Source organism: Caulobacter sp. NIBR1757 (assembly GCF_027912495.1).
In the GTDB taxonomy this organism is placed as follows: Bacteria; Pseudomonadota; Alphaproteobacteria; order Caulobacterales; family Caulobacteraceae; genus Caulobacter.
Genome location: NZ_CP115463.1, coordinates 1,652,047 through 1,665,316, shown reverse-complemented (window position 1 = coordinate 1,665,316; position 13,270 = coordinate 1,652,047). Strand labels below are relative to the sequence as shown.

3 protein-coding genes are annotated in these 13,270 nt (G+C 68.4%); 1 reads left to right on the top strand and 2 read right to left on the bottom strand.

Features of this window, described 5'->3' with window-relative positions; all coding sequences use genetic code 11:
- Positions 1-60: 60 nt before the first annotated feature.
- Together O5I81_RS08050 and ettA are read right to left on the bottom strand one after the other, a co-directional pair.
- Positions 61-10,407: a hypothetical protein gene (locus tag O5I81_RS08050; protein WP_271068430.1), complete on the bottom strand. Its 10,347-nt coding sequence runs from the start codon at positions 10,405-10,407 to the stop codon at positions 61-63.
- A gap of 86 nt (positions 10,408-10,493) precedes the next feature.
- On the bottom strand, positions 10,494-12,161 hold the full coding sequence (gene ettA / locus O5I81_RS08045; protein ID WP_271068429.1) for an energy-dependent translational throttle protein EttA: 1,668 nt from the start codon (positions 12,159-12,161) through the stop codon (positions 10,494-10,496).
- A 204-nt stretch (positions 12,162-12,365) separates the two neighbouring features.
- Between ettA and O5I81_RS08040 the strand changes: the two genes are divergently transcribed.
- Positions 12,366-13,238, top strand: coding sequence for a hypothetical protein (locus O5I81_RS08040; protein WP_271068428.1), 873 nt, complete (start codon positions 12,366-12,368; stop codon positions 13,236-13,238).
- Positions 13,239-13,270 lie beyond the last annotated feature (32 nt).

The window sequence follows — 13,270 nt, the reverse complement described above, 5'->3', positions numbered from 1 at the left end:
TCAGGCTACAGTCCCCGGAATCATGCGGCAAGCCGCCGCACATCGCCCCGGGGACGTTTCCTACAGCAGCCAGCCGTCCTTGGGCGACTCGGCCGGCATCGGGACCGGCAGGCCGATGAAGTCGGCCGCCGAGAGCGATGAGGCCTGAATTCCGGTCAGGGTGACCGAGCTGCCGTCGGCGAAGATGACCTTGGCCCCGCCGGCCAGCTGGGCGATCGAACTGTAGCCGCCGAAGGCGGTGACATCGATGCGGTCGATCCCGTCCTGGAAGTCGGCGATGGTGTTGGTCGTCCCGTCGCCCAGACCCAGCACGAAGATGTCCGCGCCCGCGCCGCCGGTCAGGGTGTCCTGGCCCGCGCCGCCGATGAGGATGTCGTCCCCGTCGCCGCCGAACAGCTTGTCGGCGCCGGCGCCGCCTTCGAGACGGTCCGACCCGCCCAGGCCGTTCAGCGTGTCGTTGCCGTCCAGGCCCTGGAGGGTTTCCCACGGGTCCGTGCCGTTGATCGTGTTGGCGCCGACCGTGCCGACCAAGGTCGCCTGATCACCCGGGACTAACTGCCCGGTGGGCGGCGGCGGCGGCGGCGGCGGCGGCGGTGGGGGCGGAGGAGGAGGAGGCAGCCCGAGGAAGCTGGCGTCCGTCAGGTTGGAGGCCTGCACGGCGGTCAGCCGGAAGCTGATGCCCGTGCCGGTTCCGACCGTGACCACGGTGTCAGCCCCGTCCTGCGCGGCGCTCCAGGTTCCGAAGCCGGTGATGTCAAGCTTGTCCGTCCCGACCGTGAAGTCGGTGATCGTATCGGCCCCGCCACCGCTGACGGCGACGAAGCGGTCGATGCCGTTCCCACCGGTGAGGATGTCCGAGCCCGCCCCGCCGGTCAGGGCGTCGTCGCCCTCCCCGCCGACCAGCAGGTCGTCGGCGTCGCCGCCGATCAGGATGTCGGCGCCGCCCATGCCCTGCAGTTCATCGCGGCCGGTCGTGCCGGTCAGCGTCTCACCGGCCGCCGTGCCCGTCTGCAGGGCGTAGGTCGGCAGAGGCGGTGGCGGTGGCGGTGGTGGTGGCGGTGGCGGAGGCGGAGGCGGTGGCGGAGGCGGTGGGCTGGCGCCGGTGATGAAGTCTCCGGCGCCGAGCTGGTTGGCCTGGATGCCGGTGAGCGTCACGGCGCTGCCGTCGGCGAAGGTCACCTTGGCGCCGGCCGCCAGTTGGCTGATGGCCTTGTAGCCGCCGAAAGCGCTGACATCGATCCGGTCCACGCCAAGCTGGAAGTCGACGATGGTGTTGGTCGTCCCGTCGCCCGCGCCGATCACGAACACATCCGCGCCGGCGCCACCGGTCAGGGTGTCCTGACCCGCGCCGCCGATGAGGACGTCATCGCCGTCGCCGCCGAGCAACTTGTCGTTGCCGAGGCCGCCTTCGAGGCGGTCAGACCCGCCCAGGCCGCCCAGGGTGTCGTTGCCGTCCAGGCCCTGGACGGTTTCCCACAGGTCCGTGCCGTTGATCGTATTGGCCCCGGCCGTCCCGACCAGCGTCGCCTGATCGCCAGGCACGACCTGCCCGGTGGGCGGGGGTGGCGGAGGCGGTGGCGGTGGCGGCGGTGGCGGCGGCGGCGGTGGGGGCGGCAGGCCGAGGAAGCAGGCGTCCGTCAGACCGGACGCCTGCACGCCGGTCAGCCGGAAGCTGACGCCCGTGCCGGTTCCGACCGTGACCACGGCGTCGGCCCCGTCCTGCGCGGCGCTCCAGGTTCCGAAGCCGGTGATGTCGAGCTTGTCCGTCCCGACCGTGAAGTCGGTGACCGTATCGGCGCCGCCGCCGGCGATGGCGATGAAGCGGTCAACACCCGCCCCGCCGGTCAGGATGTCCGTTCCCGCGCCGCCGGTCAGGGCGTCATCGCCCTCCCCGCCGACCAGCAGGTCATCGGCGTCGCCACCGATCAGGGAGTCATTGCCGCCCAGCCCCTGCAGTTCGTCGCGGCCCGACGTGCCCGAGAGCGTCTCACCGGCGGCCGTGCCCGTCTGCAGGGCATAGGTCGGAGGAGGAGGAGGAGGAGGAGGAGGCGGCGGTGGCGGTGGCGGCGGCGGAGGCGGCGGAACCGCGTTGAGGCCAATGAAGCTGGCATCGGTCACGCTGGCCGCCTGCACACCCGTCAGGGTCAGGTACGAGCCGTCCGAGAACAGGATTTTGGTGTTGGCGCCCAGCTGGGTCTTGGAGCTGTAGGCCCCGAAGGCAGAAACATCGATCCGGTCCACGCCGACCACGAAGTCGGTGATGGTGTTGGCCCCGTCGCCGAGCCCGACCACGAAGGTGTCCGCGCCCGCGCCGCCGGTCAGGGTATCCTGACCCGCGCCGCCGACCAGCACGTCCTCGCCGTCCTCGCCATACAGCTTGTCAGCGCCGTCGCCGCCCTCAAGGCGATCGTTGCCGCCCTGGCCGTAGAGCGTGTCATTGCCGCCCAGGCCCTGGATCAGGTCGTGCCGGACGTCGCCGGTCAGGGTGTTGGCGGACGCCGTGCCGGTCAAGGTTCGGTCCGAGCCCGCGGGCGGCGGTGGCGGGGCCGGAATTGGCGTTGGCAGGCTGGTCGCGCCCAGGAAATGACCCGCCGTCAGCAGCCAGCCATTGACGTTGCGCAGCAAGGCGCTCGAGCCATCGCCGAAGGTGACGAGGGTGTCGGCGCCCTGCTGGGCCCAGGCCTGGACGACGCCGAGGCCAGTGATGTCGATCCGGTCGCTGGCGGTATCGAAGTCCTCAACGATATCGGCGCCGCCGCCGGCCGCGAAGACGAAGGTATCGGCGCCGGCCCCGCCGGTCAGCCGGTCGATCCCGCTCCCGCCAGCGATCCGGTCGGCGCCGTCGCCGCCCTGCAGCTGGTCTGCGCCGCCGCCGCCCTGGATGACGTCGTCGCCGCCGCCGCCGATCAGAAGGTCGTCGTAGTCGAAGCCGCTCAGCCGGTCGATGCCAGACCCGGCGGAGATTTCCAGCCGTTCGACATTGATGACGCTGCCGCCGCCGCTCAACGCCTGGGCGACACCGGCCGCCGCGGCCGCCAGGTCGATGGTTTCCCCGGCCGCCCCTCCGCCGGTCTGCAGCGTCAGGCTGTCGATGCCGGTTCCGCCGTCGACCTGATCGCGCAGGCCGGCGGTCATGGCGTCGGCGCCAGCCCCACCGCGGAGGATGTTGGCGCCGGCGTCGGAATTGAACTCGGTCAGCCGGTCGTCGCCATCTCCACCGTCCAGGGTGTCGTTGCCGACCCCGCCGACAAGCCCGTCGTTGTCGGCCCCGCCGAGCAGGGTGTCGTTGCCGGCCCCGCCGTACAGGCCGTCATTGCCCGCCCCGCCTTCGAGCAGGTCGTCGCCGGGGCGATCGTAGTCGGGATTGGCGCCGTTGATCAGGTCGCCGTTCAACTGGTCGTCACCGTCGCCGCCGCGCAGCGTATCGTTGCCGTCGTCGCCGGTAAGGGAGTCGTTGCCGCCCCGGCCTTCCAGCAGGTCGTCGCCGAGGCCGCCCTGCATGATGTCTTCGTAGAGGTGCCCACGCACGGTATCGGCCAGACGGCCGCCGACGAAGTAGAGGATTTCGACGTTGACGACGGAGCCGACGGTCCCGACCACCTGGGCCTGACCGGCCGCGGCCGCAGCCAGATCGAAGGTGACCCCGCCCTCCCACAGTTCGCTGAACAGCCGGTACTGATCGTTGCCGGCGCCGCCATCGACGCTGTCGTCCCAGCCGCCGATGATCAGGTCATCGCCGCCGAGCCCCTGGATGGTCTCGCGGTAGGCCGTGCTGCGCAGAGTATCGTTGGAGCCGGTCCCGGTCAGCGCCAGCGGCGTGGCGCTGACGGTCGGCAGGCCCGCGACATCGATGAAATCCGCGGCGGTCAATTGCGACGCCTGGACGTTGCGCAGGCGCACATAGGCCGTGGCGGACAGATGGACGATGGCGTCCGCGCCCGACTGGGTCAGGGCCAGGATGCTGGTGTAGCCGGTCTTCAGGCGATCGGTCCCGATCGTGAAGTCGGTGACGACGTCGAGACCCTCGCGGACATCGAACACGTCGGCGCCCCCGCCGCCCGTCATCAGGTCGGCTCCGGCCGCGCCGATCAGCAGATCGTCGCCCTCGCCGCCGTTGAGGATGTCGTTGGCGTAGTGGCCGTCCAGCTTGTCGTCGCCGCCGGCTCCGTTGAGGACGTCGTCGCCCTGGATGCCGGTCAGCCAGTTGCCGGCGCCATCCCCGGTCAGGGTGTCGTGGCCGATCGTGCCGACCGTCTCGGCCCCGTAGCTCGGGATCAGGCCGACGAAGCTGGCGGCGGTGATGCTGGAGGCGGTGATCCCCTTCAGCCGCATGACGCCGGAGCCGTTCAACTGGACCAGGGTGTCGGCCCCGTCCTGGGTGATCCCGGGATAGAAGCCCTCGAAGGCCACCGACGACAGGTCGATCCTGTCGACCCCCACGGTGAAATCGGTGACGATGTCGGTTCCGCCGCCGCTGGTGGCGATGAAGCGATCGGCGCCGGCCCCGCCAGTCAGGGTGTCCGCGCCCGCGCCGCCGATCAGCCGGTCGTCGCCGTCGCCGCCTTCCAGCAGGTCATCGTCCGCAAGGCCCGCGAGGACGTCATTGCCGCCCAGACCCTGGAGCTGGTCCTTGCCGGACGTGCCGGTGAGGGCGTCGTTATTGGCGGCGCCGGTCTGGAGGGCGTATGTCGGCCCCAACAGGAAGCTGGCGGGGGTCAGCTGGTTGGCGATGACTCCCTTCAACAGCACCGTGTTGCCCGCGGTAAAGGTCACCAGGGTATCGGCGCCCTGCTGGATCACACTGGCCAAGCTGCCGTAGGCGGTGGCATCGATCAGGTCGAGGCCGATCTGGAAGTCCTTGATGATGTCCGCGCCGGACTGCAGACCGAACCGGAACACATCTGCCCCGCCACCGCCGGTGAGGGTGTCGGCGCCCTTCCCGCCGTCGACCCACTCGGCGACCGAGGAGCCGTTGAAGGTATCGTCGAACTGGCCGAGTTCGAACTGTTCGATGTTGTTGAGACTGTCGCTGGAAACGCCATCCCAGCCTGCCGAGCTGCTGACCGTGACGGCCGTCGCCGAGGCGGCGTAAGTCAGGCGGTCGACGCCCTCGCCGCCGTCTATGTTATCGGCTCCAGCGCCGCCTTCGATGATATCGTCGCCGTCCTCGCCGCGCAGGAAGTCGGCGCCGGCACCCCCGCTGATGCGATCATGCCCGGCGCCGCCCAGAAGCCAGTCGGCCATTGCCCCGCCAACCAGGACGTCATCGCCGGTGTCGCCTTTCAGGCTGCCGCCGACGGTATCGAGGGCGGTCAGCCTGTCGTCGCCCGAATTGCCGTTGATCGAAGCGCCCTTGAGCATGTCGGCGAAGGCCGAGCCGATCAGCGCCTCGATGCTGATCAGAGCGTCGACGCCGGCGCCAATCGTATCCTGAGCGTCGGTGCGGCCGAGATCGACGGTCACGCCGGCTGTGGCGTTGGAGTAGTCCGCGGTGTCGTCTCCCGCGCCGCCGTCCAGAGTGTCGTTGCCGGCGCCGCCATCCAGGATGTCGTAGCCACCCAAGCCGCGCAGAGTATCGTCGCCGTCCATACCCAGCAGGATGTCGCTCTTGGCATCCGTGCCGGTCAGGGTCTGGCCCGCCGCTGTACCGATCGTGACCTTGGTGGAGGTCGGCAGGACGAAATCCGTCAGGCCGAGCGCGGATATCTGGGTGTTCTTGAGGATGACCACGTCACCGAACGCCAGGTGGACCAAGGCGTCCGAACCGAACTGTTCGAGGAAGGCGACCGCCTGGGCATTCTTCAGGACGATCTTGTCGAGACCGATCTCGAAGTCGGTGATGGTTCCGCCATTGACCACGAAGCGATCGGCCCCTGCCCCGCCGGTGTTCATCCAGCCGCCGTCCAGGACATCCGCCCCGGCGCCACCAATCATGGTCGTGTGGAACATGTCGTTGGCGTAGAGCCAGTTGGCCGAGGTATCGACAACCGAGGGATCGAGGGCGCCCGCGACCAGGGTCGTCAGGTTGCCGCCCGCCGTAAGGATGTCCGAGCCCAATCCCCCTTCGACAATGCTGTTGTAGCCGCCGTATGTGATGGTGTCGTCGTAGGCCGAACCGGTCAGCCACTCGACGCCGACGACGCCCGACAGTTTGCCGTCGATGTAATATTTGCCGCCGCTGACGGAGATGCCGCTTGCGATCTCGGCGAACGTGGCGCGGTCGTTGTCGCCCTCGCCCCCGTAGACCTCGTCGTATCCGAGGCTGATGAAAAACAGGTCCGAGCCTTCACCGCCCCGCAGGATGTCGTCGCCGTCGCCACCGCGCAGGATATCATCGCCGGCCCCGCCGTCGAGCTCGTCCCGGCCCGCGCCGCCCCAGATCTGGTCGTCGCCGTCTTCACCGAACAGCATGTCCTCGTCGGCCATGCCGTTGATGACGTCCCCCCCGGCGCCGCCGAGGATGTAGTCGTAGGACGCCGTGCCGTTGAGCGTGTCGCCGGCAGCCGTGCCGTGGACCGCCTCGCTGGGCGGCCCGGCGATCGCCGGGAGGACGCCAAGGCCCAACGAAGGACTGGGGGTCGCCATGACCGGCTCGGTCAGGCCGAACCGAAGTGCGCCAGGCGTTTCCAGCAGGCGCATGATCGAGCAGTTTATCAGCACGATCCGTCCGCCGTCCGCCAAATCGAGAACCGCGTGATTGCCGAAGGTCTGGAAACTGAACGTGACCTGGGTGGCCGAATAACCCTTGAGCCACAGCACATCGCCCTCGGCAGAGGCGAAGTTGTAGACTTCATCGGCCCCATCGCCAGCGCTATAGACGATCAGGTCGGCCCCCGCGCCGCCGTCGATGCGGTCGAAGCCGGCGCCGCCGGTGAGACGGTCATTCCCATCGCCACCCCAGAGCCGGTCCTCGCCGCCGGCCCCCTCTAGCCTGTCGGCGCCGCCAAGACCGGACATGTAGTCGATGCCGGCCCCGCCGGTGCGCGTCTCGTCCGCCCCGGCGCCAATCCATTCAGCAATCGGCGGCGGTGGCGGCAGTACGGGCGGGTCCGGGGGCGTCACCGGCGTCGGCGGCACGAAGGTCATCACCGGCAGCAGGTCGGCCTCGGCAATGGATTGTCGGATGATGAAGTGGGCCCCACCCTCGAACTCGAAATGTGTCCCGTAGGTGTCGTAGGACAGAAGGTAGTCGTTCGGGGCGTAGCCTTCGATCCGGATCTTGTCGCCTTCGGCAAGGTTGAAGTCGACCACCGTCGTCCGGCTGGCGCCGAGCGCGAAGACGAAGGTGTCGCCACCCGCGCCGCCTTCGAGGCGGTCGACGCCGGCGCCGCCGATCAGGACATCCGCGCCCGCCTCGCCGAACAGGAAATCATCGCCGCCGCCGCCTTGCAGGGTGTCGCCGCCGCCCCCGCCGAACAGGGTGTCCGCAGAGGCGCCGCCGTTCAGGGTTTCCGCGTTCGCGGTTCCGACGGTGACGAAGCCCGGCGCCGCGTCGGCGACCGGCGTGGTGGGCGTCGCCCAGGGGTTCAGCGGCAAAGGCAGGGCCGGAAGCGTGTTGGGCGCGGCGGCGTTGAACAGGAAGTCGGCAGCCGTGATCGCCGACAGCTGGACGTTTTTGAGCAGGATGGTGTCGGTGGCCGAGAACCGCACCAGAACGTCGGCGCCCTGCTGGACGATCGCCTGATAGGCGCCGTAGCCCGAAACCTGAATCTGGTCATCGAGGCCGCCGGCCACGAAGTCGGTGACAGTATCTGCCCCCCAACCCGTCACGAACAGGAAGGCGTCGTTGCCCCAGCCACCAGTCAAGACATCGGCCCCGCCGCCGCCGGCCAGCACGTCCTGGCCCCGTCCGCCGTCCAGCTTGTCCGCCCCGGCGCCGCCCAGGATGATGTCGTCACCCTTCCCGCCGAGAACGCCGGCCGCCTGGATTCCGCCGCGACCGTCGAAGATATCGGCGCCTTCGCCCAGATCAACGAAACCGGTGATGGTCCCGGTGTTGTAGAATTTCTGGATTCCGACCCCGAGGTCGACGAGACCCCGCAGTTCACCGGTATTATAGAAGATGCTCGTATAGTCGGCCGCGCCGCTGCTGGAAGGGCGGGAGGCGATGGCGTAGTCGCCCTCGATAAGGCCGCTATTGAACCACAGATTGCTGCCGCGAAGTCCGTATGCGGCTCCGAAGGCAAGGCCAATGCTGTCCTTGGCCGCAGTCTGGTCCGTTACCCGGATCGTACCCGTGTTGGAGAAGATGTTGCTGGCGCCATCCACCAGCATGCCGATGCTGGCCTGGCCGCCAGCAACCTGCACCGTACCGGTATTGACCGCGTAGGGCCCGTTATGGAGGCTGGCGCCGATGGCGATGCCGCCGGCCGTCACCTGGATCAGGCCGGTGTTGTTCCATAGCTGCGCAGTGTCGCCATTATAGATGCCGGTCGCCGCGCCGCCGGACTCAACCCGCAGCGTCCCGTGGTTCCAGAAGTCGCCGGAAAAACGCGCGCCGAACGCCTCGGCGCCGTTCAGCGCCCGCACCTCGATCAGCCCCGTGCTCCGATTGATGACCTGGATGCCGAGGCCCGGTTGACCGGTGATCATCTGGTCGATGCCGCTGACGTACCCGTAGGCTGGCGCCGCATGGATGCGGATTGTGCCGGCGTTGAACAGCATCGGCTCGGCTTCCTGGACGTAGCCGCCGTCCCAGTACTCGCCCGGCAACGGCGTCAGGACGAGCGCGCTGGCCCAGAAGATCTGATTGAAGCCCTGCAGGGGGAAAGGGTCCCGGTAGTCGAGGGTTTCGCCCACGCCGACCAGAAAATCGTCATGGACCAGAAGGCTGTCGAGAGCGACGACCTGGGTCGAGGGATCGAGCGGCACGCTCTGTGGAATTGCCTCGAAAACGAAATCGGTGGCCGTCAGGCTCGCGGCCTGGACGTTCTTAAGGCGGATGCTGGCGCCGCCCGACAAGGTGACGATGGCATCGGCGCCGCTTTGGGTCAGGCTCTGATACTGGGTGTAGCCGTACAGGACGAGGCGGTCCTCGCTGCCGCCGGCGACAAAGTCGGTGATCGTGTCCTGACCATCGCCGAGATAGTAGACGAAGCGATCGTCGCCTGCTCCGCCAGTCAGGGTGTCCGCGCCGGCGCCGCCCCGCAGGGCGTCAGCCCCGCCGGCGCCGACCAGCTGATCATCACCAGCCCTGCCCTCGAGGGTTTCAGCCGCATCCGTGCCGGTCAGTTTGTCGGCGAAGGCCGATCCCAGCACGCGCTCGAAGTTGCGGACCCGGTCCTGAACATTTGTGGTCGCCGTGCCGAGCACCAGATCGACGATCACCGCCAGACCGGAGTCGACGTAGGAGAGGGCATCGAAGCCCACCCCGCCGTCGAGAGCATCGGCGCCGCGGCCACCGTCGATGATGTCGTCGCCGTCGCCGCCGTGGATGGCGTCGGACGCTTCGCCGCCGAGCAGTTGGTCGCCGCCGGCGCCGCCCAGGATGCGATCGTCGCCAGTGCCCCCGAAGACGAAGCTGGCCTGGCCGCCCTGGCCGTCGAAGACGTCGCGGCCCTCGCCAAGGTCCGCCACGTCGGTGATCAAGCCGGTGTTGTGAAGGACATCGTCGCCGTAGGAGAGGCTGACCACGCCGCGCAGTTCGCCGGTATTGAACACAAGCTCCGTCGACCGGACCATGGTTGCAAGGCCTTCGCCGGCGTGGCCCCAGATGGCGTAGTCACCCTCGATCAGGCCGCTGTTGGAGAACGTTCCGCCGCTGATCTGATAGTGGGTAATCGACAGGCCCACGCTGGCGTAGAAGGACCCCGCCGCCATGCCGCGGATCGTGCCGCTGTTGACGAAGTTGACGGTAATGAAGGTGTCGACGGCGACGCCCACGCCGACGCCGCCGTCGACCCCCACGCCTTCGATCAGGCCGGCGTTATTGACGACGCCTGAACCGTCGATCCAGGCGCCCGTGCCGACGAGCTCGGACTGCGCCCGGATGGTCCCGACGTTCTGGAAGGTGGTCTGGCCGCCGCCACCGGCGATGCCATAGACCAGTTCCTTGCCGATGGCCTCGATCAGGCCTTCGTTTCGCACCGTCACGCTGCCGCCAAACGAGACACCGATGGTTTCAGCGTACTCGTTGAAGTTCGGCGGCGTGATGTCGTTGTTGGTGATCCGGATGACGCCGGTCGCCTCGTTGACGAACTGGGCGCCTGCGCGAAGGTCACCAATCTGCAGCAGGGTGACCTTCAGTGTGTCGATTGTCAGCTGAAGCGTGCCCGCGTTTCGCAAGGTCGGCGCCGGATTTGCCGTCGAGGCGAACAGGATGGCATAGCTTGGCAGCGTTGCGCTGGCCGTCAGGATAGGCGCTTCACCCGGCGCGAAACGCTTGGTCGTGTTGACAGTAATCGGCACTGAATTCCCCCCCGGGTACGCACCCGGGTTGAGAAAGGCCCGGTCTGCCCGTCATATCATGGGCAGACCGGTTTTCCAGTGCCGCCCTACCGCGCGAACTTCTGGAACTTGATCCGGTGCGGGATCAGGCTGTCCACGCCAAGTCGCCGCTTCTTGTCTTCCTCGTACATCTCGAAGTTCCCTTCGAACCATTCGACATGGCTGTCGCCTTCGAAGGCGAGGATGTGGGTGGCCAGGCGGTCGAGGAACCAGCGGTCGTGGCTGATGACCACGGCGCAGCCGGCGAAGCCCTCCAGGGCCTCCTCGAGGTTCTGCAGCGTCTCGATGTCGAGGTCGTTGGTCGGTTCGTCGAGCAGGATCAGGTTGCCGCCGGTGGCCAGGGTCTTGGCCAGGTGGACGCGGTTGCGCTCACCGCCCGACAGCAGGCCGACCTTCTTCTGCTGGTCGCCGCCCTTGAAGTTGAAGCTGCCGACATAGGCGCGGGAATTGAGCTCGCGCTTGCCGACCATCATCACGTCGGTGCCGCCGCTGATCGCCTGCCAGACGGTGTGATTGGGGTCGAGGTCGTCGCGGCTCTGGTCGACATAGGCCAGCTTGACCGTCTCGCCGACCTTCACCGTGCCGGCGTCGGGCTTTTCCTGGCCGGTGATCAGCTTGAACAGGGTCGATTTGCCGGCCCCGTTCGGCCCGATGACGCCGACGATGCCGTTCGGCGGCAGGCGGAAGGTCAGGCCCTTGAACAGCACCTTGTCGCCGTACTCCTTCTCCAGGTCGGTGACCTCGAGCACCACGTTGCCGAGGCGCGGGCCGGGCGGGATCTGGATGACCGCGTGGGTCTGGGCCTGGCGGCTGTTTTCCTGTTCGCGGACCATTTCCTCGTAGGCGGCCAGACGGGCCTTGGACTTGGCCTGGCGGGCCTTGGCGCCGGAGCGCACCCAGTCCAGTTCGCGGGTCAGGGCCCGCTGGCGGGACTCGGACTCGGACTGCTCCTGCACGACGCGCTTGGTCTTCTGCTCCAGCCAGCCGGAGTAGTTGCCCTCGAAGGGGATGCCCTTGCCGCGGTCCAGCTCCAGGGTCCATTTGGTCACCTGGTCGAGGAAGTAGCGGTCGTGGGTGACCAGGATGACGCAGCCCGGGAAGGCCTCAAGGTGGTGCTGCAGCCAGGCCACGGACTCGGCGTCCAGGTGGTTGGTCGGCTCGTCCAGCAGCAGCATGTCAGGCTTCGAAAGCAGCAGGCGGGCCAGGGCCACGCGGCGCTTCTCACCGCCCGACAGGTTGGTCACCCCGGCGTCGTTCGGCGGACAGCGCAGGGCGTCCATGGCCATCTCGATGCGGCTGTCGATGTCCCACAGGTCGCCGGCGTCGATCTTCTCCTGGAGGGCGGTCATCTCCTCCATCAGCTCGTCGGTGTAGTTCTCGCCCATCTCGGCGGCGACGGCGTTGAAGCGGTCGAAGATGGTCTTTTCTTCACACCAGGCGATGACGTTTTCCCAGACGGTCTTGCTCTCGTCCAGGTGCGGCTCCTGCTCCAGGTAGCCGCGCTTGATGCCGTCGGCGGCCTTGGCCTCGCCGTTAAATTCCTTGTCGATGCCGGCCATGATCTTCAGCAGCGTCGACTTGCCCGAGCCGTTGACCCCGACGACGCCGATCTTGGCGTCCGGATAGAAGGACAGCCAGATGTTCTCGAAAATCTTCTTGCCGCCAGGAAACGCCTTGGACAGGCCCTGCATCTGGAAAATGTATTGAGCAGCCATGGGGGCGCGCGATCCGGGTCGAAAAGGATGGGGAGTTGGGCGCGGGATGTAGCGACCGCGAGGGGCGAAGGCAATGGCGCCGCCACGTTGCGGCCCTCATGATGGTTACCAATTTGGAACGTGCGGCGGGCGGAATTCCGTGGAATCCATCCCGCGAAGAACCGGGGACAGGTTGAACCAACCTGTTCCCTCTCGAGGACAACAATGAAACACCCTGCCCTGCTGACCCTCTGCCTTGCCCTGCTGGCCGGCGCCGCCCAGGCCGCCCCGCCGACCAAGGCCGGCGAGATGGTGATCGAAGGCGACTGGTCCCTGCCGGGCCGCGCCGGCCAGGTGTTCACGGTCAAGGGCGGCACGGGTCGGCTGACCGCCGTCGACGCGGCGGCCCGCAAGGCGGGCTACGCCCCCGGCGACATTCTGGTCCAGGGCCTCACCTACGACAGCGACACCCGGTTCAAGAACGGCGACAGCCGGATCGGCTACATCGGGGTCTGCCGCACACGCGGGGCCAAGGGCGCCTGGAGCGTCGCCGACTGCCGGCTGGAGGTCACCGTGCCCGCCGACGGCAAGCCGACGCTGAAGGCCGATCCGGCCGCCGTCCTCATCGCCGGCCAGCGGGCCGACTCACAGCCGACCCTGGCCGGAGGCCCGCCCAAGGCCGCGCCGCCTGCGCCCGCCCAGACTTCCGCCAAGGCCACCCCCGCCAAGGCGCCGGCCGTCGTCGCCCAGCCCCCGGCCGATCCCAACCAGACCTGGGCCCGCCGCACCATGACGCCCGAGGAGCTGGCCGCCCAGGACGCCGGCACCGCGCGGCTGAACGCCGACATCAACGCCCGCAACGCCGCCATCGAGGCCCGCAACCGCAAGGCCGAGGCCGACTACAAGGCCGCCCAGGCCGCCCGCGAGGCCGAGATCAACGCCAACAAGGCTGCCTATGCCCGGCAAATGGCCGACTACCAGGCTCGCGTCGCCGCCCAGGAGGCCGCCAACGCCAAGGCCCGGGCCGACTGGGAAGCGGCGGTCAAGGCCTGCAAGGCCGGCGACGTCTCCAAGTGCGCGCAGCCGGCGCCGAAATAAGGCATCCCCTCTTCCGATCATCCCGACTTTCG